This is a genomic window from Leptospira adleri (assembly GCF_002811985.1).
Classification (GTDB): domain Bacteria; phylum Spirochaetota; class Leptospiria; order Leptospirales; family Leptospiraceae; genus Leptospira; species Leptospira adleri.
Genome location: NZ_NPDU01000005.1, coordinates 57,198 through 84,035 on the forward strand (window position 1 = coordinate 57,198; position 26,838 = coordinate 84,035).

23 protein-coding genes and 1 pseudogene are annotated in these 26,838 nt (G+C 46.1%); 14 read left to right on the top strand and 10 right to left on the bottom strand.

The window, feature by feature from the left end:
• Nucleotides 1–19: 19 nt before the first annotated feature.
• The 4 genes and pseudogenes from CH376_RS03065 to CH376_RS24185 all read right to left on the bottom strand — a co-directional run bounded on the left by CH376_RS03065 (nucleotide 20) and on the right by CH376_RS24185 (nucleotide 3,875).
• Nucleotides 20–1,342, bottom strand: coding sequence for a HEAT repeat domain-containing protein (locus CH376_RS03065; RefSeq protein ID WP_100783927.1), 1,323 nt, complete (start codon nucleotides 1,340–1,342; stop codon nucleotides 20–22).
• Nucleotides 1,284–1,766, bottom strand: coding sequence for a response regulator (locus tag CH376_RS03070; RefSeq protein WP_100783926.1), 483 nt, complete (start codon nucleotides 1,764–1,766; stop codon nucleotides 1,284–1,286). Before CH376_RS03070 ends, CH376_RS03065 begins: the two co-directional genes overlap by 59 nt.
• Before the next feature lie 114 nt (nucleotides 1,767–1,880).
• On the bottom strand, nucleotides 1,881–2,987 hold the full coding sequence (locus tag CH376_RS03075) for a 6-hydroxymethylpterin diphosphokinase MptE-like protein (RefSeq protein ID WP_338066227.1): 1,107 nt from the start codon (nucleotides 2,985–2,987) through the stop codon (nucleotides 1,881–1,883).
• 295 nt (nucleotides 2,988–3,282) lie between these two features.
• Nucleotides 3,283–3,875: pseudogene (locus CH376_RS24185) on the bottom strand (DNA primase).
• Between the two features lie 195 nt (nucleotides 3,876–4,070).
• On the opposite strand from CH376_RS24185, the gene CH376_RS03085 reads away from it, so the two are divergent.
• The 9 genes from CH376_RS03085 to CH376_RS03125 all read left to right on the top strand — a co-directional run bounded on the left by CH376_RS03085 (nucleotide 4,071) and on the right by CH376_RS03125 (nucleotide 15,778).
• Nucleotides 4,071–4,709, top strand: a complete 639-nt coding sequence (locus CH376_RS03085) for a TlpA family protein disulfide reductase (RefSeq protein ID WP_100784083.1) — start codon at nucleotides 4,071–4,073, stop codon at nucleotides 4,707–4,709.
• Nucleotides 4,706–5,389, top strand: a complete 684-nt coding sequence (locus tag CH376_RS03090) for a type 1 glutamine amidotransferase (protein WP_100783924.1) — start codon at nucleotides 4,706–4,708, stop codon at nucleotides 5,387–5,389. Before CH376_RS03085 ends, CH376_RS03090 begins: the two co-directional genes overlap by 4 nt.
• Nucleotides 5,390–5,441: 52 nt before the next feature.
• The gene (gene secA, locus CH376_RS03095) at nucleotides 5,442–8,168 is read left to right on the top strand and encodes a preprotein translocase subunit SecA (protein ID WP_100783923.1); all 2,727 of its coding nucleotides are present in this window, start codon (nucleotides 5,442–5,444) and stop codon (nucleotides 8,166–8,168) included.
• 20 nt (nucleotides 8,169–8,188) lie between these two features.
• Entirely contained in the window at nucleotides 8,189–8,650 is a 462-nt protein-coding gene (locus CH376_RS03100) for a hypothetical protein (RefSeq protein ID WP_420843518.1), read from the top strand.
• 102 nt (nucleotides 8,651–8,752) lie between these two features.
• Complete coding sequence (locus tag CH376_RS03105) at nucleotides 8,753–9,121, top strand: hypothetical protein (RefSeq protein WP_100783922.1); 369 nt, start codon at nucleotides 8,753–8,755, stop codon at nucleotides 9,119–9,121.
• A gap of 271 nt (nucleotides 9,122–9,392) precedes the next feature.
• Entirely contained in the window at nucleotides 9,393–10,703 is a 1,311-nt protein-coding gene (locus CH376_RS03110; RefSeq protein WP_420843519.1) for a TolC family protein, read from the top strand.
• 2 nt (nucleotides 10,704–10,705) lie between these two features.
• Complete coding sequence (locus CH376_RS03115; RefSeq protein WP_100783920.1) at nucleotides 10,706–11,704, top strand: efflux RND transporter periplasmic adaptor subunit; 999 nt, start codon at nucleotides 10,706–10,708, stop codon at nucleotides 11,702–11,704.
• A gap of 1 nt (nucleotide 11,705) precedes the next feature.
• The gene (locus CH376_RS03120; RefSeq protein ID WP_100783919.1) at nucleotides 11,706–12,446 is read left to right on the top strand and encodes a hypothetical protein; all 741 of its coding nucleotides are present in this window, start codon (nucleotides 11,706–11,708) and stop codon (nucleotides 12,444–12,446) included.
• The gene (locus CH376_RS03125; protein WP_100783918.1) at nucleotides 12,443–15,778 is read left to right on the top strand and encodes an efflux RND transporter permease subunit; all 3,336 of its coding nucleotides are present in this window, start codon (nucleotides 12,443–12,445) and stop codon (nucleotides 15,776–15,778) included. The genes CH376_RS03120 and CH376_RS03125 overlap by 4 nt, the downstream gene beginning before the upstream one ends.
• A 496-nt stretch (nucleotides 15,779–16,274) precedes the next feature.
• Here the strand turns inward: CH376_RS03125 and CH376_RS03130 are convergent, their stop codons facing one another.
• The 6 genes from CH376_RS03130 to CH376_RS03155 all read right to left on the bottom strand — a co-directional run bounded on the left by CH376_RS03130 (nucleotide 16,275) and on the right by CH376_RS03155 (nucleotide 20,762).
• On the bottom strand, nucleotides 16,275–16,463 hold the full coding sequence (locus CH376_RS03130; protein ID WP_100783917.1) for a hypothetical protein: 189 nt from the start codon (nucleotides 16,461–16,463) through the stop codon (nucleotides 16,275–16,277).
• 81 nt (nucleotides 16,464–16,544) lie between these two features.
• Nucleotides 16,545–18,194, bottom strand: coding sequence for an outer membrane beta-barrel protein (locus tag CH376_RS03135; protein WP_100784081.1), 1,650 nt, complete (start codon nucleotides 18,192–18,194; stop codon nucleotides 16,545–16,547).
• A gap of 191 nt (nucleotides 18,195–18,385) precedes the next feature.
• Nucleotides 18,386–19,684 (bottom strand): CCA tRNA nucleotidyltransferase, encoded by a 1,299-nt coding sequence (locus CH376_RS03140; protein WP_100783916.1) that lies wholly within the window; start codon nucleotides 19,682–19,684, stop codon nucleotides 18,386–18,388.
• The gene (locus CH376_RS03145; protein WP_100783915.1) at nucleotides 19,677–20,024 is read right to left on the bottom strand and encodes a hypothetical protein; all 348 of its coding nucleotides are present in this window, start codon (nucleotides 20,022–20,024) and stop codon (nucleotides 19,677–19,679) included. Before CH376_RS03145 ends, CH376_RS03140 begins: the two co-directional genes overlap by 8 nt.
• Before the next feature lie 34 nt (nucleotides 20,025–20,058).
• Nucleotides 20,059–20,448, bottom strand: coding sequence for a ribonuclease HI family protein (locus CH376_RS03150; protein WP_100783914.1), 390 nt, complete (start codon nucleotides 20,446–20,448; stop codon nucleotides 20,059–20,061).
• Entirely contained in the window at nucleotides 20,445–20,762 is a 318-nt protein-coding gene (locus CH376_RS03155; RefSeq protein ID WP_100784080.1) for a hypothetical protein, read from the bottom strand. The genes CH376_RS03150 and CH376_RS03155 overlap by 4 nt, the downstream gene beginning before the upstream one ends.
• Nucleotides 20,763–20,888: 126 nt before the next feature.
• Between CH376_RS03155 and CH376_RS03160 the strand changes: the two genes are divergently transcribed.
• Genes CH376_RS03160 through CH376_RS03180 form a run of 5 tightly spaced genes read left to right on the top strand, consistent with a single transcriptional unit; the run spans nucleotide 20,889 to nucleotide 26,632 of the window.
• Entirely contained in the window at nucleotides 20,889–21,659 is a 771-nt protein-coding gene (locus tag CH376_RS03160; RefSeq protein ID WP_100783913.1) for an arginyltransferase, read from the top strand.
• A gap of 58 nt (nucleotides 21,660–21,717) precedes the next feature.
• Complete coding sequence (locus CH376_RS03165) at nucleotides 21,718–22,458, top strand: SDR family NAD(P)-dependent oxidoreductase (RefSeq protein ID WP_100784079.1); 741 nt, start codon at nucleotides 21,718–21,720, stop codon at nucleotides 22,456–22,458.
• 29 nt (nucleotides 22,459–22,487) lie between these two features.
• Nucleotides 22,488–23,993, top strand: a complete 1,506-nt coding sequence (locus CH376_RS03170) for an FAD-binding oxidoreductase (protein WP_100783912.1) — start codon at nucleotides 22,488–22,490, stop codon at nucleotides 23,991–23,993.
• A 4-nt stretch (nucleotides 23,994–23,997) separates the two neighbouring features.
• Nucleotides 23,998–25,479 (top strand): glycosyltransferase family 39 protein, encoded by a 1,482-nt coding sequence (locus tag CH376_RS03175; RefSeq protein ID WP_100783911.1) that lies wholly within the window; start codon nucleotides 23,998–24,000, stop codon nucleotides 25,477–25,479.
• A 19-nt stretch (nucleotides 25,480–25,498) separates the two neighbouring features.
• A complete protein-coding gene (locus CH376_RS03180; protein WP_100783910.1) occupies nucleotides 25,499–26,632 on the top strand; it encodes a glycosyltransferase family 2 protein in 1,134 nt (377 codons plus the stop codon).
• Nucleotides 26,633–26,838: the final 206 nt, after the last annotated feature.

Here is a 26,838-nt window from a genome sequence, read left to right on the forward strand (position 1 = left end):
GATTTAGGAATTTTAGAATTCAAATTCCATCCTCTAATTCTTCGGCTTCTCCTTTCCCTCCGCCAGGAGAAGAACCTCCGCCGCCGGAGGAAGGGGAACTTCCGCTATCGTTGGAAGGCGTCGTAGAAGTCCCCGGAATTGGAGAAGGATCTCCGGAACGAATCGGCCTTTCTCGGTTGCCCGCTTTGTATTTCGGAGAATCGGATTCCTTGAGATCGAGTTCGCTTCCGGATTCTCCTTTTTTCAATTTTTCAATCGCGATCTTTGCGGCCTTTTTTACTTTTTCGCTCGGATCTCTCTGAGCCTTGTATTCGAGGATTTCGAGAACCGACATATCTCCCGTATCGGTGAGATGTTTGATCGCTCTGAGTCTTACGACCGGATCGTCGTCTCTCGCATAAGCATACAATTCTTCTAATATATCTTTGTCTCCCATGGAAACGAGAGCGGTGATCGAATGGATTTTCAGAGGCTGATAGTCTTTGACTTCGTTTTTACTTTTGATGTTTCGGATCTTATCCAATTCCTCTTTGATCGTAGGCATCGAAGAAACGGATTTCATTTTTCCCAAGGCGCTTACCGAAAAACTTCTTAAGGTGATAGGTTCCTTTGCGTCCTTGTAGATTTCCAAAAGCGGACCTTCCGCTTTTTTATCCTTATTCTTTCCGAAGAAGAGGGCGATCTGCGCGCGGATTTCGGGATCGTTGAAATTTTCATTCAGTCTCGCGATTAGAAACGTGGTTGCGTCCTCTTGCGGAGGGAATTCCCCGAGAGCATCCAAAAGACCGACGGTGAGATTTGAATTTTTGGTAAAGTCCTGAGTTTTCAGAATTTCAAAAAGAATCGGCGCTCCTTTTTCGAGTTTGAGTTTTTTTGTCGCGTAGATCGATTCTCTCTGAATGTCCGGCTGTTCGCTTTTTAGAAGTTTCAGAATCTGATCACTAAACTGAGTGAGTTTGACTTCGGAAACGGTGCGGATCGCGTAGACCTTCATCATCCAATCCGGATCCTTTTCCAAAATTTTTCCGAGTTGTTCAATCAGAGCTCCGGAATGTTCGGGAGGAAAGTCTTCCAATTCCCGAAGAGCCATCGCTCTTTCCTTCGTAGTCCCGAATTTCAAAACCTGAAGTAGGACGTCCTTCTTTTTTAAAATCTGTTCTTCGGAAAGTTTTGCCGGTTTGGCTTGGGGTGCGGAGAAAACCGTCTGACTCGCAAGGAAGATGAGAAGAATAGTTGCAAAAAATGGAATGTAATTCACGAGATTTCGAGCGGTCTTTTTTGAATTAATTCTGGAGTTTGGAATTTTGTTCTTCCAGTTCTTGGATTTTTCTGTTGAGTTCATTGATTAAGTGTTGGTTTTCTAAATTTTGGCGGAACTTTTCGATCAGAAATCGAATGTCTCCCGTGAGTTCTTCGATATTCCAAGGTTTCTCCACATACCGGCTGAGTCCTCCGTAATTGATCGCGTGAATCGCGGAATCCAAACCGGCTTGTCCCGTGAGCATGATCTTGATGGAATCGGGAAGTCTTCTGTGGACTTCCTCCAAAAACTGAGATCCTTTCATTCCGGGCATCACTTGATCGGCGATGATCACTTCGATGACGAATCCGGATTGTTGGATCTCTTCCATCAGAGCCAAACCTTCTTCCGCGCTGCTTGCGGTTTCGATTTCATGGCTTTCTCCGAATTCGTTTCGAAGTTGCTGTTGGATCGTTTCCAATACCGATACTTCATCATCGACACAAATGATATAACCTTTATTCATAATCCCGTACCCAAACCGGAAAGTCTCTTCAGAAAGAGAATTGCGTCGTTTTCTCCGGAAATGTCAAGAGGTTATATCGATCGACGCGAGAATTACTCCGACGGAAGTCCTGATTTACTGCGAAGCGATCGTTTGGATCCGAGTAGAAAAATAGTTCTTTCCGTCTAGTTCCGGATGTGCAATGCAAAATCGAATCCAGTCCCGGATCCGGATTTGATTCGGATTTTCCAAGATCAAACCGGAGCGAATGTCCTTTGGTTCCTTTTCCGAAAGGTCAGACACAGGATCGGATGAAAAAAGTTCCGGGGCTTCCCGTTTCAAAATTTCTAAAATGGAGAATCTTACGTCCCAAGCGACCGATTTCTGGTAACGAATTCCAAAAAGGGATTTCTTTCTGGAAAGACGAGGTCGATCAAAGGCCTCATACCCGGTGGAACGACAATGCGTGCGACCTCCGTTTCTTTGAAAGTCCACTCCTTTTAAAATCATTCTTCCGTATGCGAGGTGTTTGGCGAAAGAAACCGCGATTCCGGCCATATTGAGGGACGGATTCTCGAGAATCGGAGCCTCGGGGAAGAAAAGAGAGCGTAACGTTTGATCGAGAGGATGTGTGGAAAAGTAGATCCATTTCGGATTCGGGAGATCAAAAAGATACGCACAACCTCCGAACCAGGTGAGAATCGGAATGTTCGGTGGAAGAATCCTTCGAAAGTGAAATAACGTTCCCCGGGAAGAATCGACGCTCAGGACCGCGTCCGGAAGAATTCCGGAATTCAAAAGCCAACCCAGCGAAGTGTCCGAAGCCAAAAGATGAAAGCAGTTTCTGTTTTTAAAAATCCAATCCGTCTCCGATTCCAGAGAAGGGCTTGCTCCCGTGAAGACCAGAGTCCGGTCATGAAAAAAATTCTTCTTTGAACCCGAAAAAATTCCGGAAGAATTCAAATTCCTGCATATACTCGAAACGTTTCTGACCTCGTTGCGAATCCAGATCTTTTGAAAGTAATCTTTGGCGGACCGATTTTGAGAGGTTTGAGAATTCGGTTTGAGGGAATCCAAAAATTGAACCGTCAAATCCGGGAATTTGCGGCTGTAGACGGGATGTAAGAACGGAGTAACTTTGGCTGTGTTTTCAAAAATCCATTGTGTCAGAGGTTTTTCTAAAAATTTGTCCAGGCCGAAGATCATTCGAATCTGGTGGCCTTTTTCCGAATACGAGCTCAAAAGACGTTGGAAGAATTTTTCGGCGATCGGTTTGAGGGAGGAGATCGGTTCTACGATGAGAAGTTGAACGGGGGTTTCCCTTTTTTTGAGATAAGATTCTACGTGATAGCCAAGAGCGAAGCCGAAGATAAGAATCGTTTCGTTCGGCGAATCCGGAATCGGAATTTGTTCGGAGAGTCTTTCTCCTTCGGATATGGGATTGAATCTGGAATGAAAAAGGAAACCCGATTGGGTTTCCTCTAAGTTTAACGTTCCGTTTGGATTGGAAATGAGACGGTAGATAAGCGAAGACCTCTTAGTCCTCTTTTTTCTCGGCTACTTCTTCCTCTTCGTCGTCATCGTCGAGTTTTTCCTCGTCTTCATCATCCTCGTCGTCATCGTCATCATCTTCGTCTTCCTCATCGTCCTCGTCTTCATCATCCTCATCGTCTGAGTCAAGACCGTCTTCGTCTTCGTCGCCATCGAGGATCGGGCGAGGGGCTTCTTCTGGAATAAAATCTTCTTCGGTATCTTCTTCCGCGATCGGAGCCTGAGGGGCTTCGAAAAGTCCGTTGAATTTAGAATAGGACGCGTTTGTGATGTTCGCTTCTTGATCGAGCTGAACCCTTTCTTCTTTTGTGAAGTAGGCGTATTGCACTTCTTCCGTTGCAAGAGCAAACATCGCCTGAACGGCTAATTTTCTCGCTTTGATTTTTTTAGGGAGTTCTAATCTTTCGATTCGGTCCAACGTGTGGAATCCGGCAACGGCCTTTTCATATTTGTTGCGTTTGGCGAGTTCGATGAGAGTTACGATGTCAAATTCAGGATTAAGTTGGTTCATTCGGATTCCCTGGTAGATTCGAAAGGACGTTCAAAATACCATGAAACTGGGGAGAGATGGGTTGTCAAACGCTTATCGTCCGCATTTCAGAGAAAACTCTTTTTTGAGAACCTCCAAAAAAAACTGTGAAAAGTGCAAAATTATGTCGCATTAGGTCTCGTTTTCCATTCTTCCGAAATCTCTTAGGAAGGGAGAACGCGGGTTCTCTGAGCTTGGTTTATTCCTTGAATTTAGAGCCGGAACGCTTTCCTCTGGTATTATCCATGAATTCGGAACCAGATTTCCGCCTTTTCTTTCCCCCTTTTACTGGAAGTTATGTAGCATTGATGAACCGATTTCTCCTTTTTACACTTTTAGCCCTTTTTGTATTCCAATGTGCTCCTTCCGAACAGCCGAATTTAGGGGTTCAGAATTTCCAAGGAATCACCTTGGACGGAAAAGAAATCAAACTTTCCGAAGTGACCGCTCCTCGTCTGGTTGTGAACGTCTACGGCCCGAACTGCGTTCCGTGCATCAAGGAACTTCCGGCTCTAAATTATCTCTACCAGGAAATTCAAAAAGATCCTAAGATCCAATTTTATATGGTGGTGGACCCAGCCCTTTTTTTTGACGATCCGGAAACGATGTCGCAGGAAGAACTTCTTACAAAGGCAAAACCTTTGGTTCAAGAGGAAGCGCGGAAGTTCGGAATTCAGGTTCCGATCCTTCTGATGAAAAAACCGTTCCGGGTGAGTCGGTCCGATTCGATCGTCACGGGAACTCCGGAGACGCTTCTTTTCAAAACGAAACCTTTCGTTCTCTATTATAATTTTATCGGACCGATCAGTGAAGAATCGAATCCGGCGAAACTTTCCACGGATCAAAAGGTCCTGTTTTTCAAAAGGATGGCCGGATCTTCATGAGAAGTTTGATCGTTCGTTTTAAGGACTGCGAAGGTCCTGGAATCCTTTTGGATTCTTTGAAGGAAAGAAATTATAGAATTTCGTATCACAACGCTTATGATACGAGAATTCAACCCATTCCGGACGCGCACCTGATCTTCGATCTTATCGTTCTTCTCGGGGGACCTCAGTCGGTCGCAGACCCGTCTCTCTTTTCTTTTTTCGAACCTTGGTTCAACCTGGTGCGTTATGCGTCTTTGATACCAAACCGAAAGGTGATCGGAATCTGTTTGGGTTCTCAGATCATCTCGAAAGCGTTAGGCGGAGAAGTCAGAGCGGGTGAGAAGGGGCCCGAGGTCGGTTTTTCTGACGTGAGCGTCAAAGAATCGCATCCCGTTTTGAACGGAACTTCTTCTTTCCCCGCGTTTCATCTTCACGAGGACGTTTTTACGATTCCGAAGGGAGGAAAACATCTTTTGAAAAGTCCGATGTATCCCAATCAAATGTTTTCCTTTCAGGATAGAATTTTCGGAATTCAGTGTCATCTCGAAGTAACGGCTCCTATGCTCCAAGTCTGGAAAGGAGTGCACTCGGATTTTATTCGTTCCGCGGGTTGGGTTCCTGGACCCGATACGGAATCTCTGAGGTCTCAGATGGAAACGTCGGGGCGTAAAATTTTCAACGCGATTCTCGATCTATGAAGTTCGAAAAATCCAAAAGCAACATTTCAATAACGTAATACGGAAAACTGATATGATTCAAAGCATTCTCCGGGTAATCCTTGGAAGCAAATTCGAAAGAGATATAAAAAAACTAATCCCGATCGTTCAACAGATCAATTCTCTGGAAGAAAAGACAAAAGCGATGAGCGACTCGGAACTTTCTTCTCAGACGATTCGATTTCGGGAAAGACTGGCCAAGGGAGAAACCCTGGACGCCATTCTTCCGGAAGCGTTTGCAACCGTAAGAGAGGCTTCTCTTCGTACGATGGGAATGCGTCACTTCGACGTTCAGATGATGGGCGGGATCGCTCTTCACGGCGGCAATATCGCCGAGATGAAAACGGGCGAGGGAAAAACTCTGACTTCCACTCTTTCGGTTTATCTAAACGCCCTCGCCGGAAAGGGAGTTCACGTGGTTACAGTGAACGACTATCTCGCAAAACGGGACGCAAACTGGATGAAGCCGATCTACGACTTTCTCGGTATTACGGTCGGAGTGATTCAGCACGATATGGATCACGAACAAAGAAAGGTCGCTTACTCCGCGGACATCACGTACGGGACCAACAACGAATTCGGTTTCGATTATCTCAGAGACAACATGGTTTCTCACAGAGATCATAAGGTTCAGAGGTCTCATTTCTACGCGATCGTGGACGAGGTCGACTCGATCCTCATCGACGAAGCTAGAACTCCTCTGATCATCTCCGGTTCTTCGGACGAGACGACGGACAAATACGTTCGTATCAACAAAATCATTCCTAAATTGATCGAAGGCGAAGACTACGAAGTCGACGAAAAGGCGCGTAACGTTCTTCTTTCCGAAAAGGGAGTTTCTCACGTCGAGGAGATTCTCGGAATCGACAACCTCTACGCTCCCGAAAACGTGGACTTGGTTCACCACGTTCACCAATCTCTCAAAGCGCATAAGATCTTTCAGAAGGACGTGGACTACGTCGTTCAAGGCGGAGAGGTCATCATCGTGGACGAATTCACGGGCCGTCTTATGGCGGGAAGAAGATATTCCGACGGTCTTCATCAGTCCCTCGAAGCGAAGGAAGGCGTTACGATCGCAAAAGAATCTCAAACACTCGCTTCGATCACGTTTCAGAATTATTTCCGAATGTATGACAAACTCGCCGGTATGACCGGAACCGCAGACACCGAAGCCGAAGAATTTAGAAAGATCTACAACCTCGACGTGATCGTGATTCCGCCTAACGTTACGGTGAAAAGAAAAGACTTCCCGGATCGTGTCTATAGAACCGAAAAGGAAAAGTTCGACGCGATCCTCGGGGAGATACGCGATCTTCAGAGCAAAAAACAACCGGTCCTTGTGGGAACGATTTCCATCGAAAAATCCGAAGTTCTTTCCAGAATGCTCTCGTCCGCTGGTATTCAACACAACGTCTTAAACGCAAAGTTTCACGAACGGGAAGCCGAGATCGTTGCAAACGCCGGAAAACCCGGCGCGGTAACGATTGCGACCAACATGGCGGGAAGGGGAACCGATATCGTTCTCGGTGGGGCGCAACTCTACAAAGAAAACCTCGAAACCTGGAAGGACGAAGACGATCTCGTTCGACAATTCAAAGAAGCGATTTTAAAACAAGATCTCGATCACGCCGAAATCCTCGCTCAAAAAATGGATTCGGGCGCGAAACAAAAAAGAGCCTCCGAAATTCTTGGGTCCATAAAAATTTGGAAAAAGAACCACGAAGACGTTTTGAACGCCGGCGGTCTTCATATTCTCGGAACCGAAAGACACGAAGCGAGACGGATCGACAATCAGCTCCGAGGTCGTTCCGGTCGTCAGGGGGATCCCGGTTCCAGCAGATTCTATCTTTCACTTCAAGACGACCTCATGAGAATCTTCGGTTCGGATCGTATCTCGGGCTTGATGAAATGGGCAAACATGCCGGAAGGACAAGAGATCGAGAGTAAGATGGTGAGTAACGCGATCGCCAGGGCTCAGAAGCGGGTGGAAGGCCATAACTTCGATATCAGAAAACATCTTCTTGAATACGACGACGTAATGAACCGTCAAAGAATCGTTATCTACAAAATGAGAAACGAAGTCCTCGAAAACGAAGACATCGCTCCTCTCATCCACGGATTTATAGAAGAATCCGTGGAAAACCAAGTAGTCACCCACTGCGAAGGAAACAATCCATCCGCTTGGAATCTGGAAACTCTCAACGAATGGCTGGAAGGTCTGGATCTCGACGTCAAAATCAAAGAAGAGGATTTCAAAAAAACGAAAAATCCTCAGCTCGCTCTGTTCGATACGATCAGCGCCGCGGCGAAAAAACGTTACGAAACAAGAACGGAAAGCATCGGCAAGGAAATCTGGAAACTCTTGGAAAGAAATATTTTCTTAGACATACTGGATCATCGCTGGAAAGAGCATCTCTATTCCATGGATCATCTGAGAGAGGGAATTTGGACCGTAGGTTATAGCGAAAGAAATCCTCTCGTGGAATACAAGCTGCAAGGTTTTAGAATGTTCGACGTCGCGATCGAAAATCTCAAAAACGAAGTCGTCAACTTTCTATTCCGAGTGGAAGTGAGCGAAAATTCAAAACTTCCGGAAGAGAAAAAAGAATATAAAAAAGTGGGACAAGAAGTCACCGGAGGATTTCCCACCTTGCAAGGCGCAAACCAGAATTCCTCCAGATCCAACGGATCGACGGTGACTGTCACGACGAGTTCCGGCGGCGGAACCGAAAGAAAGACGAGCCGGAGAAGAAAGAGGTGAAAGCCTCCGTAAAAATTCTTATCGCGTCGGTCGGCGCAGGGTTCTTGGTTTCCTGTGTTACTCCTCCTCCGCCGAAAGGATCCGCAAAGCAGATCTTTGCGGATTGTATGGAAACCTTCGGCGATAAGGAAAAATGCGAGAAGCTGGTTCTCAAACAACTCCTTGGATCCGGACAAGCGGCCAATCCCGAAACCGGAGCCGTGGAAAATCAAATCGCTGCCGAGCCGGCCCTGGATCCGGAAATCGAGAAGAATTTACGGCTTCGCTCCGAGATTAAGGACACGCTCCAGGGTCAAAATCGAATCTTTGTGAAAGAATTTTTAGGAAATCCGGATCAGGTTCAGTTTCGAACCAACAGTATCGAAGCGTTCATTTACACAAGACCCATCAGTCGTCACAAACCGGGCGCCAAGCCGGACCTTGAAATCCGGGTTCTCTTGCGGAACGGGACCGTCGTCCGTGTCGAACACGTAGCCCCTTAAGCTTAGTTTGACCCTATAAAACGCGGTCGGTGCCCTGTTTTTGGGCATTCGAATCGAAAAACGTTTGTAGAGGCGCTCCTACCTAAGAAATGTGGACTTTAAATGCAGGTCCACTGGCTCAGCAGACTTCTCATTCTGGCTCTCACTGCGGTAATCGTATTACCCTGTGAAGAAGACGGAACGTTTGACCTCGCATTCCTAGATGTCAAAAGATCGGAAGTTTATTCCTCTTCCGTAAAACACATCGAAAATAAGGAAACGAATGCACAGTTGTTGTGCGAAATCGATTCTCAGGAATTTGCGCTTCGTTTGAGAAGCCGCTACGATTTTTTAGACCTCGTTTTTTCCGGTCTCTTTGAACTTTCCAAATCGACGATAGAATTCTTTCAGAGAAACTTCTTCGCGCCAAAAACTCAGTACAATTATCTCCTTTCCTCCTTACTGCTCAATCTTCCTCCCCCGATCGCTTAATTAGAAAAATAGAATATTCTATCGTTGGAATTGTATCCGATGATAAGTCTCAATTTAGTGCGCCGCACTGAATCGGGAGAGAAAGCCTAAATAAAGACAGATTTGGTCTTGGAGATTCGTACAACTTGATCCGCAAACATACAAAACTGGAAAACTTATGAAAAAGATTTTCACGCTCTTAATTCTGCTCTCGATGCAATCCATTCTTCCGGAAGAATCTAAGACCGCGTCTTCTCCTTCGAACGGAGAAAGACCCGGACTCGGAGTCCCGATGACTTCGACTCAATCGGAAAATCCGATTCAAGCCGAGGCTCCGAACGGAATTCCGGTCGAATTCAGTCTGGATCTCAAAACTGCGGAAGAAAAACTCTGGAGAAACAACCTTCTCTTGCTCGCTTCTCGTTTTAACATCGACGCGCGCAAAGCGGGAATCGAACAGGCCGGACTTTACGCAAACCCGAACATCTTCATCGATCAGAGTATCTTTGCGGAACCGACTCAAAGATACTTCGACTTTACGCGTTCCGGACAAACCGTAGTTCAAATCCAACAATTGTTTTTGCTCGGCGGCAAGATCGGCAAAAGAGTTCGTGTCGCGGAATTGAACGCTCGTATGAGCGAACAGGAATTCTACGATCTCGCACGCGGACTCGTCACCAAGCTGCGGAAACTTTTCTACGCGATCTACTACTATCGTCAGGCGATCACATTCTACGATCAGAGCCTCGAGGCCCTTGGCAGAACGGTTTCTTCCGCGGAAATGGGTTACAAAAGAAGGGCGATTCTTCAAGCCGAAGTCCTGCGTCTCAAAGCCCTTTATTTCTTTCTCAAAAAAGAAAGAGAAGATTTGAATATTAGAATTTTGGAAAGGGAAGCGGACTTAAGAGTTTTGTTAAACGACGATTCTCTCCGCAACACGGAAGTAAAAATCGTTCCTCAGATCAACGAAGACTTTTTGGACTTCCTGGAGCCGGCCAAACTCAAAAGGGAAGAACTTTTGGAGCTCGCAAGAAACAAAAGGCCCGATCTCAAAAAAGCGATCCAAGCTCTTCGTTACGAAGAAGCCAACTTGGAATTACAACACGCGAACGCAATCCCGGATCTTGCCTTCGGCCCGATGTACAACCGGGGAGGAACCGCGTTTCAAAACTATTGGGGGATCACGGCTCAATTGAACATTCCCATCTTCGATAGAAACCAGGGAAACATCAAGGCTTCCGAAAAGGCCATTCTTTCCAAAAAGCAGGAATTGAAAAACACACTTCTCGAAGTGGAAAACGAGGTCGCCGTTTCGATCGAGACCGCCAGGGTCAAAGACAACCTCTATAGAAAATTCAGAAATACCTATACGAAGGAATATTTGGATCTTTCGAAAGATATGATTCTGAGTTATGAAAAACGTTATATTACGATTTTGGAATTCGCCGATTTTTTTGAAACGTATCGTTCCAGCGTAGTAGAAATGCTGAGACTGCAAACGGATCGTATGGACGCGATCGAGGGAATCAACTACTCGGTCGGGCAGGGAATTCTCATTCCGAAACTATCGGAACCCGTATCGAATCCAAAGAAGGAAGACTGATCATGAAATTACCATTTACGAAACGAACCACATTCATTCTTGGAATCGCGGCTTTTATCGCCGTCGTTTCACTCGCAATTTTAGGACTTTCCAAACGGGGAAAACCGAGCATTCACCCGCCGAGTAAGGCGATCGTTCACGATAAAGGAGAATGGATCGAATTCAAAGAGAACAGTCCCGGTTTGGAAATCATAAAAACCGCGCAGATCGGTAAGGAAGGGGAATTTGTGGAAGTGGAAGCGCCCGCGCGTTTGATCGCTTCTTCTTCTCCTTCGATGAGCGGAGGTGAAAAGATCATTCTTTTCGAGTCTGCGGATCTGAACGATCTCTACGTGGGTTATATTCATTCTAAGAACAGCCTGAATCGTTCCCGAAAAAATTTGGAAAGAATCAAGGACATGTTCAAACACAGGGTCGCCACCGAAAAAGATCTCATCGAAGCGGAGACCGAAGCCGAGAACGACGCGGCCGAACTCGCCGAATTCGAAGGAAAACTTCGCGCCGTCGGTTTGAATCCCGCCGAACTCAGAAACGCGAGCGCTCTGAGCGCTTGGATCATCTGCGACGTTCCTGAATCTCAGCTTCAGAGTTTGAAAAAAGGGAAGAAGGTAAAACTCAAATTTTCCAGCTTTCCGGAGATCGCGTGGACCGGAACCGCAGAGGCATTGGGAGACAACGTGGATCCTACGACTCGGACGGTTAAGGTAAGAATCGCGGTTCGCAACGAAGGTTACGTTTTGAAACCCGGGATGTTTGCTACGGTTCGTTTTCCGGAAGATAGAAAGGGCGATACTGTCGTGATTCCTTTCACTTCGGTGATCACAGTGGAAAGCAGAAGTTACGTTTTTGTGGAGGAATCTCCCCGTGAATTTTACAAAAGAGAAGTGATTCTCGGAACTTCCGGAGAGGAGCGAGTCACGGTTGTGGAAGGACTTTCCAAAGGCGATCGGGTCGTCGTGGAAGGAACCATTCTACTGAAAGGACTCAGTTTCGGTTTCTAACATGAAAGATTTGAAATTCCTAAGTATAATTATAATATCAATTTTTTTGAATGTTTCCCTTTTGGGGCAGACTCAAAAAAAAGATCCTAAGTCCGATCCTTCCCCAGAATGGGTGGAGGAACCGGACGGTAAAACCAGGATCGGAAAAGAAGGCGCGAATGAGAATTCCATCAACGGAAAAGCCCTTCCGAATTCCACGAACTTTCTCGTTTACGGCGCAAGCATCGGTTCTCCCGGAAGTATCAACCTTAACGTAGGTTACTACTACAAGGATGTCGTTCTTCGCGCATCCGGAGGAAAATGGAATCCGCACTGGTGGGGCGGTCAGATCGATATCGGATATAGCTTTTGGAAAACCCCCGTCGTAGCGCATAGCGTTTCTCTTGTATTCGGAAAATTTGAAGTGGATCCGTTCCAACCCGAAGTGGGAAGAGGCGGACAAAATTCTTATCCCTCCGGTTCCTCCTTTCCGGGATACAGTCATAGGGATCCTACTTACGAGGATTTGATCATCCGTTCCTACGTGACGGAACAGAATCCCACGCTGGCTTTCTATCTCGAACACGAAAGCCGGGACCGGCAAAAGGTTCATTTGAATCAGCAATACGTGGGTTTGACTTACGATTTTCTTTTGGGGAATTTTTTCCTCCAGCTCGGCGGCGGGATCGGAAAAGGGGATTATAAGAATCCTCAACTTTTGATTCAAATCGGTTATCTTTTTGATACGAGGTCTTCGGAATGATTCGTAATCTTATCGAAGTTGTACTTCGTTACCGCGTCGCCACTCTCGCCGCAACGATCGCTTCTATCGCATTCGGAACCTGGGCTTGGATCGATATTAGAAAAGAAGCATATTCTGATATAGCCGACACTCAGGTTCGTCTGATCGCAAAGTTTCCCGGAAAGGCCGCCGTCGAAGTGGAAGAGCGCGTAACGATTCCTATAGAAAGGGTTTTGAATGCGATCCCTAAGGTCGCGGTCAGAAGATCTAGGACGATCAACGGTTTAGTCGTATTTCAGTTCGTGTTCGAGGACGGGACCGACGACTATTTCGCAAGAACGAGACTTCTCGAGCGGGTGAGAGACGCCGACATTCCCGCGGAAGTGGAACCCTCCTTAGGACCTATGAGTTCTCCCGTGGGTGAAATTTTCAGATATGTCGTGGAATCCAACGCGAACCACACTCCTATGGAACTCAGGACGATCCAGGATTGGGTAATCATGCCGAAGATGTTGCAGATCCCCGGAATCGCGGACGTAGTCACCTTCGGAGGATTGCCGAAACAGTATCACGTAGTCACGACTCCGGATAAATTGATTCGTTACAAACTTACGATCAACGACGTGATCAAGGCGATTCAGGAAAATAACTTGAACACGGGAGGGAACCTTCTCCTACAGGGGGAACAGGGTTTTCCGATCCGTTCTTTGGGCGCGATTCGTGATCCGAAACATATCGAAAACATCGTAGTAAAAACCGTGAACGGGGTTCCTGTCTTCATACGAGACTTGGGAACGGTTGAAATTTCACATCCGATTCCGAGCGGAGTTCTCGGTTATACGGTTCAGAACGATCAGGAAGGTTTGATCGACGTGGATTCTTCCGTACAAGGTTTGGTCGCCATTCGCAGATGGGGCGATCCGAATATCATGGGAGAAAGAATCCGGGCCCGGGTCAAAGAGATCAACGAAAACTATCTTCCGGACGGGGTTCAGATGAGAACCACGTATGACAGAACCGATCTCGTAAACTACACGTTACGCACCATCGGAAAGACCCTCGTAGAAGGTGTGGTCGTCGTCAGTTTGGTTCTGATCTTTTTTATCGGAAGCGTAAAAGCGTCGATGGTCGTCGTGGCTACGATTCCTTTTGCGATGTTGTTCGCGTTTTTGATGATGAATCTCACCGGGATTCCGGCCAGCTTACTTTCGTTAGGCGCAATCGACTTCGGAATCATCGTCGACGGAGCGGTGATCATGGTCGAGAACATCATGCGTCGATATCGGGACGCTTCTCCTTCGGATAAAACGAAGGGAATCATCCGTTTTACCGTGGATGCCGCTTCCGAGGTGGGGACGGAGATTATATTCTCCATTTTGATCATCGTCCTTGCGTATCTTCCCATCTTTTCATTTGAAAGAATCGAGGGACGTCTTTTTAAACCGATGGCTTTTACGATCTCGTTTGCGATTCTCGGAGCTTTGATTTTTGCGATGACTGCGATTCCGGTCATGATGTCGTATATCTATCGAAATTATTTCGAATCCGCAAATCCGGGACCGATCGAATGGCACAACCCGATCTACGAATGGGTGGAGAAAAAATACGAAAGGCTCATAGAATATCTTGTGGAAAGATCGAAGAGGGTAGTGACGATTTGTTTCTCCGTTGTGGGAACGTTACTCGTCATCGGAGGTCTTTCTCTTGGAACCGAATTCTTACCCGAAATGGACGAGGGCGGTTTTAACCTAAGAATTTTCTTTCCGGTGGGAATCTCCTTGCCGGAATCCAGAAAGTTCATTCCGAAGATCAGGCAAATGATCTATAAGAACGAACAGGTCAATGTGGTCCTTTCTCAGTTGGGAAGAAACGACGACGGAACCGATCCGCTTCCTCCGAACCGTTTGGAAGTCCTTGTCGGATTAAAAGACTACGACGACTGGAAGGAAAAGATCACCAAACAAGAGTTATTGCTCCGAATGAGAAACGATCTGGAGGCGGGACTTCCCGGAGCGAGGGTGAGTTTTTCACAGCCTATCATGGACAACCTTTCCGAGGCGATTATGGGAACCATCGCGGATCTTGCTGTTTTCGTGTCCGGAAACGATTTGAAGGTGATGCGTCAGATCGGAGAGGAGATCCTCGAAATCGTAAAAGAAATGAAGGGCGCGAGCGAATTCGGGATCGAACAGGAAGCGGACAGCTCTCAGTTGACGATTCGGATCGATCGGGAAGCGGCGGCGCGTTTTGGAATCAACGTGAGCGATATCCAACAGATGGTCGAAGCGGCGATCGGGATGCAGAGAATCGACACCCTCTATGAAGGTCCTTCCGATATTCCGCCAAAAACTCCGGCGCGTTTTGGAATCGTGGTGCGTTTTTCGAAAGATTATCGAACCTCGCAGAGGGCGATCGAAAATATGCCGATCATTTCTCCGAAGGGAGAACGGATTCCTCTATCCGAACTTGCGCAAGTTACCTTGGAAGAGGGACCTACTATGATCTTTCGACAGGAAGGAAGAAGAACCGTGACCGTCCGTACGAACATTCGCGGAAGAGACCAGGGCGGTTTTGTCGCCGAATTGCAAAAACGAGTCAAACAGAAGATAAAACTTCCCGAAGGATACGAGATTCGTTACGGAGGGCAGTATGAAAATCTTTCCCGAGTCGGAACTCGTTTGATGATGGTGATTCCGGTGACGATTGCGATCATCTTTGCGGTTCTCTATCTACTTTATAAAAACTTTAAGTATGTGTATGTTGCATTGGCCTGTCTGCCTCTTTCTCTTGTGGGAGGCATTTATGCGTTATTGCTTCGAGGATACTATTTCAACGTTTCCGGAGGTGTGGGATTTATTTCCCTCTTCGGAATTGCGACGATGTCGGGCGTCCTTTTTGTCTCCAGGACCAATCATATCCTGAGCGAAGACGACGACCTCAGTGTCCGCGAAGCCGTGAAAAAGGCCGCGGTAATTCAGCTTAGACCCATGCTCATGACGATGCTTTTGGCTCTTCTCGGTTTGATTCCGGCAACGCTCGCTTCCGGGGTCGGATCCGATGTGCAAAGGCCTTTGGCAACCGTGATCGTAGGAGGTTTGTTCTCCGCGCTTCTTTTGGTTTTGACCGTATTGCCTTCTCTCTACCTGATCTTGGTGGGAGAAAGAAAAACCTACGGAACTTCGAAGAAAACAAGCGAACCTCTGGAACCTTATACCTATTTGGATCAATATACGATGGAAGAATACGAGGAAGAAGAATTGACCTTGCCCAAAGGCAACGGCAGAAAGAAAGGTGTTCCTTCCAAGGATAAGAAGGGAAAGACGAACACTTCGAGTAAATCGAAAAAGAAATAAACCCGACTTCGGGAATCGGTTTCGATTGGTTCCCGAAGTTTCCTTCTCGTTTTCTAAAAATACGATCCGAATTTTGAAAATTCATCCCCTACTTGAATGAAGAAGGTTGAAGTCCTTTGAAATTTTCTTCGATTGAACAATACGATCAAAAAAATAAATTCGAAAATTCTAATTTAGATGTTTTTAAGATTCTATCGAATATAACGGCATTCTAAAAAAAGAAAATTTCGTTCTTCGGATTCGAGCGATAGAAAGAATGAACGCGGACTATAAAGCCGACTCTTCCCTTGTAATCATTAAAAAGCGATTCGAGGTTTTTACCTGCCCCCATTCTTAGGATCAGTGTAATATTTGAAAATTCTCTAAAGAAGGACGTCTAAAATATTCTAAGCCTTGAGGCTAAAAGACGACCGATTGATACGATTTTTTTTTGGATGGGTCGAAGGAAAGCAATTCGAGGTCGGAAGGAACCGACTTCTTTGCGGAGCCGGGTTCTTTATCTAAGTGCGAGATAATATTCCGATATGTATAAAAGTTGCTGCTCGGTCAAAAGACTTTCTTTGGCGAAGGGCGAGGGTGAATCCATTTCTTTTTTTTGAATTTGTTTTCCCGCCGATGTCCCTGCTTTGGAATAGAATTCTTCCCAGGAAGTTTTTGATTTTTGCAAGATATCTCTGAATTTCATAATGCTTTCTCTTTTAAAAAAAGGCGCTCCGTGAAGAAGCGCCTTTCGATACTTTCTAACTAAGGATGTTGGTTCAAAGTATTAGAACTTCGCAACAACACCTAAGGTAAAACCGTATTGGTGATCGGATTTCTCACCGCTTTGGTTTACGAATTGTTTACCGGTCGCCCAGTCTCTACGCATATCGAGTTTGATTAACAGGTTTTCGGTGAAGTTCCAAACGGGAGTCACAGTAAAAGTTTTATACTGTCCCGCGTTTCTCGTTCCGCCGTAGTTCTTGTAATCGTCGCTCATTGCTTCCAGAACTTGAGCTTGAGTGATTCCATAAGCGCCGGTTACCGGGTTCGCCGCCAAAGCCGCTACGACTGCGTCTGCAATCGCGGCGTCGGTCGCTTTTTTGTAATCGCTCAGGTAAGTGTTCGCTCCCATGAAAGGGTTGAAGGTTGTCAAAGCACCGTTGTTGTGTTTATCGTCGATGTACTCGGCACGGACGTTCACACCCCAAGCCTCGTTGATTTTGAACTTCGCCCAGATACCGTAAGCCTTATAAGTAGTCTTGATATCACGCTTGTTGTTCAAACCCCAGAAAAGAGTGTCTTTGTTGAAAACCTCTGCACCGTTCGCATCTACGTTATACTTTCTTTGATCCAAGCCGCCGTTCGCCAGTGCTCCGGATTTTTCACTCCAAGTATAGTCTAAGTCGATCGTAATTCTGTCCGTCGGAGTGATGGAAAGAATCGCGTGGTTCATGAACCAATAGTCCTTGTTGTATTTTGCTCTGTGAGGATTAGCTACGTTGTATTTTCCGAGGTTTGGATCTCCGTTGTTAGCTAATTCGGTCGCAAGAGCTGCTTTCAGAGGATCGACACGAGAAGCGGCTCCGTCGCTGGAATACAATGTGTTCCAGGTAATGGAGAGTTTGTCTTCGATCAACTGACCTTTGATCTGAGTTCCGACCGCCTTTCTTTCAGACTGGCCTTCCACGAAGTAACTCTTTCCGGCAGCGCTACCGCTGTAAGTCGGATCTGTGATAACGTTCAATGGAGCGGTCGTCACATTCGCAGGGGAGTTATAACCGGTACCAGCTCCGCTGTTGTAGATATAAAAGGTTCCAGCCCATTTATCAGTAAACTGCGTTGTTAACCGAGCACCGGTGTGAATGAAGGGGATCGTATTTTGGAAGATCGCGCCTATCGAGTAGTTCGGGTTGCTCATAGATTCGAGAACCTCGTAACCGATATGCGTAGCCATCTTTCCTACGTCCAATGTCATTCCTTTGAGAACCGGGAAATACATGCTAACGTATGCTTGTTTCAGCATATTGTAGTTGTAGATGCTGTTGCTCTGAGAATACGGAGCTTCCTGAAACGCGTTGTTTTGACCGTTTTGGAAGTCGATTCTAAAACCCCAAGGAGAACTCTTTTCAGCGGCTTTCTGGATCGTAAGAGCCACGGCGTTAACCGCAAAGTTCTTGTTGCTGGTTTCAAAAGCACGGGTAGCATCGATGTCGCTTCCTTGTTTCGGGTTAAGATTGTACATATAATATACATCTGCAAACCCGGAAAACTCAACCTGATCATACCATTTCTTATCTTCCGGCTCGGCCGCTTTGGCCGGCGCGGGCGCTACTGCCGCTTCCGCTGCAGGCTTCTTCGCAGTCTGGGCAAAGACTTGGGAAGTTCCTACGAGGCAGAGGACAGAAGCGACGAGGCTTAATGTTTTTATTCTCATCATTCTCCTAAATCTCCTATGCCCTTTATATGCAAGATGCGTGCCAGCGTTTAAAAAAGGGAATTTAGCTGAAAAAAGTGCAGAATTCTTTAGATCTAAAGGGTTATTGTGCTTAGAGTTTGAGACAAGAATGAATAACGGGACTTTTTATTGGGACAAATGCTTAAAAAAAAGGCAGAATCAAGAACGGGTCAAAGTGGAATTCTTTGGAGAAGAATTTCTTTTTGATTCTCGGAGGGATTTTCCAAGACATAAGACAGAAGCTGGGAAAGAATCGGGCCGATTTCCTTCGGAGGAAGCGCCGGTCTGTGTTTGAGAATATCTTCTCCCCGAACTGCGAGTTCGGTTACAAGAAGCGCCGGAGATCCCTTCGCCAAGTTCAGGATTCGGGAAGGATCCAGGATCGACCGGAGGGAAGGCTCGTAAACGTGGCAAAGTTTGAGGATGTGTTCAAGGACTACCAAAAAATTCTCCCGGGTCGCGTGGACGCAGGTCGGATGGAGAAGAATTTTTCGGATCTCGCCATCGCTGATTTCGTTTCTATCCTTCCAACGAAGAATTTCCTGGAGAATCCCCGCAAAGAAAAGGGAATCCTTTGTGTTGTGATTGGAGTAACGCAGATCCTTTAGGAATTGTTTGGAATGACTTCCTACGGCAAACGAACCGAACAGCCACGCGTGGAGAAACGTCAGACGAAGACTCAAAGGAAACGAAGGAATCTCCTTCATTTTTTCCGCCGCCGGTTCGTTCTCCTTTGGATAGAGGACGACGTTCGTGAACAATTCTAAGATTTCAAATTTTTTGAAAAGTTGGAGCGAGGGAAACGGATCCGCACTTTTGAGAGTTTTATTGAGTTCGTCGTGGACTCGTTCCCGGGAAACCTTAGCCGTGATATTTCTGCAAGCTCGGATCGCTTCCGCGGTGTGAGGATCCAAGGAGAATCCGAGGCTGCTCACAAAACGAAGCGCTCGGATCGGTCTGAGTCCGTCTTCGGTGAATCTTCCGATGGGATCTCCGATCGTTCTTATGATTTGGTTTTGTATGTCTTTTACTCCTTCGTGTTCGTCGATCAGAATCTTTCTTTCCAAGTCGAGAGCGAGCGCGTTCATCGTAAAGTCCCTGCGTTTTAGATCCTCGCTCAGAGAAACTCCGAATTCCACGCTCTCGGGTCTTCTTCCGTCCACGTAGTCCGCGTCTTTTCGAAAGGTGGTGACCTCGTAGGCTCGATCGTGAAACAAGACCGTGACCGTTCCGTGTTTGAGTCCTGTGGGAACCGTTCTTTTGAAAAGGGAAAGAATCCGTTCCGGCAGAAGAGAAGTCGTGAGATCGAATTCATCCGGTTCTCTGTTGAGAACCAGATCCCGGACGGAGCCGCCGACCACGTAACATTCCCCGCCTGCGTCCAGGATCGTCTTTGTGAGGGAACGGATGTCGGAGCGAAACGGTTCGGGGATCTTCCCGATCAAAACGGAAGGATCCAACTCAGTCATTTTGAATCATTTTTTTCCAGAGATTTCCGTATCGATCTCGAAGCGTGGCGTTGTTTTCCAGAATCCGATCGATCTTTTGTTTCCATTCCGGATCGACGGTGATCTGGCTAAAGGGGAGCTCCGTTTTTTCGGAAAGAATTCTGTCGATCCCGAGTGCGGTCTTTTCGGTCGCGAACTCGCAGAGTTCCTTGGTTTCCGAAGTTTCCTTTTCGGAAAGACAAAGGAGGAGCATCTCCTCGAACTTTTCCTCCTTTTGCAGAGAAAGAAGTTTGTTTCTGAGGGAGTTCCCACATTCCAAAAAGAATCCGACTGCGAAGAATAAAATCCAGATTCTTCCCAAAGACGGAAATCCGTCCCTGTTCCAGGAATTCGTTTTATTTCGTAAAGGCTTCGTTGGCGAGACGGTCGGCGAGTGCGTTTTTTTCACGGGGAACATGGGTGATCTGGAAAGATTGCAGCGTGGAAACGAGTTTGTCCACTTCCTTTTTGTATTCCAAAAGATTGGGATGTTTTACCTTGTATCTTCCGCTCACTTGTCGGACTACGAGTTCGGAATCCATAAACGCATGAACGGAATCAAACTTTCTTCGAATACATTCTTCGAGACCTCGTTTGAGAGCGGACCATTCCGCGACGTTGTTTGTGGCTTCTCCGATTTTTTCGGAAATGGTGAATTCTTCTTTGTCTCCGAGAAGTCCGGCGACCCCGATCGACGCAGGTCCCGGGTTTCCTTTGGAGGCTCCGTCGCAAAAAATCCGGATCAAGAATTCTTATCTCCGCGAAGGAAATCCGTCACGAATAAAATCGGTTTCCAAATAAGAATGTAGAACAACAGAAGCCCTCCTTTTACAAAGGCGCTCAGGAAATTCAGAATGAATTCCAATCCCCAGCTCGTAAAAGAATACGTCGCTTCCGGCATAAGAAACGTAAATCCAAAAAGAAGAATCCCGAGTCCGAGAAGAATCAATTGTAAGACCGCGTTTCCCAGAAGAAAGGACGCAAGACTTGCGAGCGTGAAAAATAGAGCGATACGAAGTCCGCGTTTTTTGATTTCGAAGTTCATAAAAAGACTGTGCATTTCCGAGTTTTTTGATCCTTGCACGAGATTGAGTTTCTTTGCCATGTTGAAAACAACCGCGTCTTTCGTCGAGTTTTCCCTAAAAAACTTTACGCATCCCGTCGGTCGCGGCATTCTCTTCCAAAGATGATCCGACAAAAACTCCAAGACCTCGTGGATTCTCTTCCGATCAGCCCGGAAAGAAATTGCTCTTATTATCCGGATCGTTTGAGCCAGATTCAATATCTTCCGTTTCAAGGAGAGATCGCCAAAGAGGCTCTTCAGTTTTTTTTCGATTCCGGTTTTCGTCGAACGGGAAATATTCTCTACCGAGCCGCTTGCAACGGTTGTCAGGATTGTCTGAGTTATCGAATTCCCTTGGATCTTTTTGTTCCGAGCCGCAACCGCAGAAGGCTTTTGAAAACGAATTCCGATATAAGAATTCGTTTCGCTCCGCCCGAACTCACGACCGAAAAGGAAATTCTCTATCTTCGTTATCAAAGATCCCGCTATGAAAATTTCGTAAGCGAAGAATCGGATCAGGAACTTTTGGAAGGAATGCGTTGGAATCTTTTCGGAACTCCAGAAAATTCTTTGGAGATGACCCTTTGGTTAAACGAAAGAATCGTAGGCTTTATGATCTTGGACACGGCGGGTGATTCTCTTTCCGCGGTCTATTCGGTTTACGATCCGGATTATCCGAACCGAAGTCTGGGAAGTTTTGCGATTCTTTGTTCCATCCTTCACGCGCAAAAATTAGGAATGAAATTCTACCACCTCGGTTATTTTCTTCCGGGACATCCGGATATGGATTATAAAAAGTATTGGACTCCCTCCGAAATTCGGGAACCGGACACGAATCTTTGGATCCGATCGGAAGAGTTTCGAAAAAAGCATCCCGACTTCCTTTGGAGTTAGGAGTTCCCACGCTAAATCATACTTGTCAGTTCCGTTTCTTCCCGTAAAACGGATGAATATGGCAAAAAAAATCATCGTCGTCGGTGCATCGAGCGGAATCGGAAAAGAACTCTCACTTCTTCTTTTGGAACAAGGACATACGGTGACTCTGGTCGCCCGTCGCGATAAGGAATTGAAATCCATCGCCGCCCCATTCAACACATCCAAGGAAACAAAAGCCTTTATTATCAAACAGGACGTTACCGATTTCGATCAAGTGGATTCCGCGTTTCAAAAAGCGGTGAAATCCATGAAGGGACTCGACGAGATCTACTACGCATCCGGAATCATGTACGATATCAAACCGGAAGAATTCGATACTGCGAAAGATATCGAGATGTTGAACACAAATCTTCTCGGTTGTGTGGCTTGGTTGAATCCCGCCGCGTTCTACTTTCAAAATCAAAAGAGCGGAAAGATCGTCGGAATTTCTTCGATCGCGGGAGACCGAGGCAGAAGAGGAAACCCCGTTTACAACACTTCGAAGGCAGGAATGAATACTTATCTCGAAGCGCTTCGAAATCGCCTCGGAGTTTTAGGAATCCAAGTGCTTACCGTAAAACCCGGTTTTATCGACACCGCGATGACTCAAGGATTGAAAGGACTTTTTTGGCTGATCTCCGCGAAGGAAGCGGCAACGATCATTCTCAAGGCGGCCGACGGCGGAAAGGAATGTATCTACGTTCCTGCCCGTTGGGGACTCGTGGGGCTTATCATCCGGATGATTCCTTCCTTTATCTTCAAACGTCTTTCTATCTAAACCTGAATCGATCGAAAGGGTAAAACACTATGGCAACCGCAGGCAAATCTTCTCCGAAAAAGAAGTCGGCATCTTCCAAAACCGCAACGGTAAAAAGCGCAAAGGCAAAGAAGTCTAACGTAGATATTTTTCTTCCCGAAGCGACGAAGGTTTCAGCATGGGGAATGAATCACCATTCGATTTCACCGGTCGTTTTTCCGGAAAAAGAAGAGGACTTTAAAAATCTCTTCGCTTACGCGGAGCAAAAGAAACTAAAACTCACCTTTCGCGGAGGCGGTTGCAGTTACGGAGACGCGGCGACCAACACGAAGGGAGTCGTCATCGATATCTCTAAATTCAATCGAATTTTGGAATTCAACGCAAAGACCGGAATTCTAAAAGCGGAATCCGGAGTTACGATCAAACAGCTCTGGGAATTCGGAATCGAAAAAGGATATTGGCCTCCCGTAGTCAGCGGAACCATGTTTCCCACGTTAGGCGGCGCTCTTTCGATGAACATCCACGGGAAGAACAATTTCGCAGTGGGACCGATCGGAGATCACGTTCAAGAGTTCACCTTCATGACTCCGGACGGAAAAGTTCTCACCTGTTCTCGAAAGAAGAATCAGGATCTATTTTTCGGAGCCATTTCCGGTTTCGGAATGCTCGGCGCGTTTTTAACCGTAACGATTCAGTTGAAACATATCTACGCTGGAAAGATGAAAGTATGGCCCGTGGTCAGCAAAAATCTCCAGGAAATGTACGACTATTTCGAAAGGGAATATAAGAATTCGGACTATCTCGTGGGTTGGGTGGACGCCTTTGCATCCGGAGATTCTCTCGGAAGAGGGCAGATCCACAAAGCGGTTCATTTAAAAAAAGGGGAAGATCCCGATTTTCCGGAGAACTGTAAATTAGAAAATCAGAATCTACCGAGCACGTTTTTGGGAATCATACCCAAGTCCTGGATGTGGGTCTTTATGCTTCCGTTTTCAAATAATTTGGGAATGCGTCTCGTAAATTTTGCGAAATTTATTTCCGGTTATCTCACAAACAACAAACCTTATATGCAGGGGCACGCAGAATACGCCTTTCTTTTGGATTACGTTCCGAATTGGAAGTTTATGTACAAGCCCGGCTCGATGATCCAATATCAGAGTTTTATTCCGAAAGAGAACGCGGTCGACGCGTTTTCCGAAATTCTTAAAATCTGTCAAAAAAGAGGAATCATCACATGGCTCGCCGTGTTTAAAAAACACAGACCCGATCCGTTTTTACTCACACACGCATTGGACGGATATTCGATGGCGATGGACTTTCCCGTGACTTCCGGGAACAGAAAAAAACTCTGGGAACTCGCGGGTGAGTTAGACGAAATCGTTCTGAAATTCGGAGGAAGGTTTTATTTCGCGAAGGACAGCACGCTTCGTCCGGAAATCGTTCAAAGGGCGTTTCCGAAAAAGAATCTGGAAACCTTTCACGCGTTAAAGAAAAAATACGATCCGAAAGGAATTCTCGAAACCGATCTCTACAGAAGAATTATGGGAATCTGGTGATCGGATGAGTCGTGTGAAGGCGTATCTCGGCGAGCTAAAACGAAATTCGGATCTCAGAGTTTTTCTTTTTGTATTCGCGTTAGGCGCCTTCTTTCGTCTTTTTCGTTTGGATCTTCAGAGTCCCTGGGAAGACGAACTCTTTTCGATTCGCGCGTCCTCCGAATCTTCCCTGACCGCACTCTGGGATTGGATGAAAAACGATCCGCATCCGCCTCTCTATCAAACTCTTTTATTTTTTTGGTTTCAGACCTTTTCTCCGACCGTGTTTTTCGGAAGGTTGCTCAGCGCGATCGCCGGTCTTTTGGTTCCGCTTGCGTTTTACAGATTCGCTCCGGGAAATCTGAACGGAAGAATCAAGGTTTCCGTTTCCGCGTTACTCGCGCTTTCCACCGGACTTATCTATTATTCGCAAGAACTGAGATCGTACAGTCTTCTCGTTTTGTTTTGTACGATACAGCTCGCTTACGTACTTCGCTCCGTCTACGAAACCGAACAAGAACGTGGAACCAAAATTTACTTAACGGTTTTGGCTGTTTCTCTTCTCGCTTCCTACACGCATTTTTTCGGATTTATCTGGTCAGCTTCGGTCTTCTTAGGAATGTTCGTTACGTCTTGGATCTATACAAAAGAATTTCCAAAATCGGAATTCTTATTGGGAGCCGGATTTGCAGTATTGTTCCTTCCCGCACTGTATCTCCTTTTCAACTCGGATAAGATCGGAATTGCATCCTGGATCCCGGAAGCCGGATTGACCGCCTTTATCGTCTTCTTTGATTTGATCTTTCATTCCGGAATTTTCAAAAAGTTCATACCGGGCATCGTCGCTTCTGCGGCATTATTCATAGGGTTTGCCTCCCTTTATTTCCGCAAAAAAGAAGGCGGGCCGCAATCGTCGGATTTTGGATCGGAACATAAGAAATCCGTAATTCTTTTGAGCTTGGTGCTTTTGATATTTTCGATCGTCCTCGGAATTCTTTCCTCGATTCAACCCTTGATTACGGCGAGAAATCTTTTGGTGACGGCGCCGACGTTGTATTTTCTGATCGCGACAGGATTTTCGCTTTTTCCGATCTACAAAGGGAAACGGTTGGAGACCATTCTTATCATCATCTCGTTGGTTTCTCTCTATAACTTCACCCGTCATTATTATAAACCGTATAAGGAACAGTGGAGAGAAAGTTCGCAATATATTCTATCGGAGATCAAGGATCACCCGGAAGAATATACGTTACTCTGTTCTTCCCATTCCTATAATATGGAATATTTTCTAAAGACGGCGCGCATCTCGGGGATCGCCCCGAAAATCTACAGCAAAGAAGAGGCTGAACTTTTTATCAAAGACGCTAAAAGGAAGAATCTTGTGATTTTGGAAACTTCCTGGAAATATCTTGACTCGAAGGAAATAGACGCTCTGTTTTCAAAAGAAGAATTCGATCGAAAAGATCAGTTGTTTTACGGAATGAGAGTCATCGTAATCCGTAAATAAAAATCCGGAATCTTAAACTATGAAGAAAAAAAATATTACCTACGTCATCCCGTGTTTGAACGAAGAAAAAACGCTCCCTCTCGTTTTAGAGAAGCTTGTAAAACTAAAGAAAGATCTAAAACAATACAACGTTGAAATTCTTGTTTCCGACAATGGAAGCGAAGATAAGTCGATTGCGATCGCGAAAAAATTCGGAGCGAGAGTCGTAAACTGCAAAGAACGCGGTTACGGCGCTGCGTTGAACTTCGGAATTACGAACGCGACCGGCGAGATCGTTCTTTTTGCGGACGCCGACAATACATACGACTTCCTGGAATCGCCGGCGCTTCTCGCGGAGATGGAAAAGGGAGCCGAGTTCGTGATCGGATCCCGTTTGAGCGGAACAATTCATAAAGGTGCGATGCCTTTTCTGCATCGATATCTCGGAACTCCAGTGATCAATTGGATTATCAATCTCTTATATTCAAAAAAAGGAAACCGTGTTCAGGACGCGAATTCTGGATTTCGTTGTTTTCTAAAAAAGAAATATCTGGAATGGGAGATCGAAAGTACCGGAATGGAATTCGCGTCCGAAATGCTCGTTAAGGCTTTAAGAAGCGGAGTCAAACTTTCGCACGTTCCGATCAGTTTGTATCCGGATGTGGCGGGAAGAATTCCGCACCTCAGAACTTGGAGAGACGGAATGAGACACCTTTTACAGATTCTCATTCATTCCCAGCAGCTGTTTTACTATTCCGGTTTTGCGCTTTTTTTTACGGGTTGGGCGATCACGATTCTTGGATATTCTACCGGAATTATCGCCATCGGTCCGTTTCATATTTTCGGAATCCATTCCTTAACAGTTTCTCTGTTGATCGCTACTCTCGGGCAAACCGTTTGGGCGATCGGTTTGTTTTTGGCCGCACGGAAGACCTCGGAGCTGAGTCTTTATTCTAAATTGAATCATCTTTCGGAAGATCTTTTGTTTTGGTATTCCGCGAGAATGATCTTGTTTGTCGTTCTGTTGTTCGGTTTTATCGTTTTTCGCTGGTGGAGAAATTCTTTTCAAGTTTTGGATCTCGAAAGGGAAATTTTGATGATCAGTTTCTTAAGCGTTCAAATACTAAATCTCATCGGACAAACTATCACCGCCCATCTTCTAAAAAGAACATAACGAGAGGACTCCGTAGGGAGTCCAAATCCTTACCCTAAACTGAAAAACTATTTAGGATCCAAAAGGGAATGTCTGTAGGAGCTCCTACATTGGTGACTGTCTACTTGCAAAAAGTATGATTTTCTGATAGAGCAAAGTCACAGAAGTTTTTCCCGTCACCGAAACTCAATGATTCGCTCCCTATGCGTCGCTCATCACCCCTCCAC

Coding starts and splice junctions, on each gene's coding strand:
- CH376_RS03065 (WP_100783927.1), bottom strand. CDS start 1,342: ATGAACTCAACAGAAAAATCCAAGAACTGGAAGAACAAAATTCCAAAC.
- CH376_RS03070 (WP_100783926.1), bottom strand. CDS start 1,766: ATGAATAAAGGTTATATCATTTGTGTCGATGATGAAGTATCGGTATTG.
- CH376_RS03085 (WP_100784083.1), top strand. CDS start 4,071: ATGAATTCGGAACCAGATTTCCGCCTTTTCTTTCCCCCTTTTACTGGA.
- CH376_RS03090 (WP_100783924.1), top strand. CDS start 4,706: ATGAGAAGTTTGATCGTTCGTTTTAAGGACTGCGAAGGTCCTGGAATC.
- secA (WP_100783923.1), top strand. CDS start 5,442: ATGATTCAAAGCATTCTCCGGGTAATCCTTGGAAGCAAATTCGAAAGA.
- CH376_RS03105 (WP_100783922.1), top strand. CDS start 8,753: ATGCAGGTCCACTGGCTCAGCAGACTTCTCATTCTGGCTCTCACTGCG.
- CH376_RS03110 (WP_420843519.1), top strand. CDS start 9,393: ATGACTTCGACTCAATCGGAAAATCCGATTCAAGCCGAGGCTCCGAAC.
- CH376_RS03115 (WP_100783920.1), top strand. CDS start 10,706: ATGAAATTACCATTTACGAAACGAACCACATTCATTCTTGGAATCGCG.
- CH376_RS03120 (WP_100783919.1), top strand. CDS start 11,706: ATGAAAGATTTGAAATTCCTAAGTATAATTATAATATCAATTTTTTTG.
- CH376_RS03125 (WP_100783918.1), top strand. CDS start 12,443: ATGATTCGTAATCTTATCGAAGTTGTACTTCGTTACCGCGTCGCCACT.
- CH376_RS03130 (WP_100783917.1), bottom strand. CDS start 16,463: ATGAAATTCAGAGATATCTTGCAAAAATCAAAAACTTCCTGGGAAGAA.
- CH376_RS03135 (WP_100784081.1), bottom strand. CDS start 18,194: ATGAGAATAAAAACATTAAGCCTCGTCGCTTCTGTCCTCTGCCTCGTA.
- CH376_RS03140 (WP_100783916.1), bottom strand. CDS start 19,684: ATGACTGAGTTGGATCCTTCCGTTTTGATCGGGAAGATCCCCGAACCG.
- CH376_RS03155 (WP_100784080.1), bottom strand. CDS start 20,762: ATGCACAGTCTTTTTATGAACTTCGAAATCAAAAAACGCGGACTTCGT.
- CH376_RS03160 (WP_100783913.1), top strand. CDS start 20,889: ATGATCCGACAAAAACTCCAAGACCTCGTGGATTCTCTTCCGATCAGC.
- CH376_RS03165 (WP_100784079.1), top strand. CDS start 21,718: ATGGCAAAAAAAATCATCGTCGTCGGTGCATCGAGCGGAATCGGAAAA.
- CH376_RS03170 (WP_100783912.1), top strand. CDS start 22,488: ATGGCAACCGCAGGCAAATCTTCTCCGAAAAAGAAGTCGGCATCTTCC.
- CH376_RS03175 (WP_100783911.1), top strand. CDS start 23,998: ATGAGTCGTGTGAAGGCGTATCTCGGCGAGCTAAAACGAAATTCGGAT.
- CH376_RS03180 (WP_100783910.1), top strand. CDS start 25,499: ATGAAGAAAAAAAATATTACCTACGTCATCCCGTGTTTGAACGAAGAA.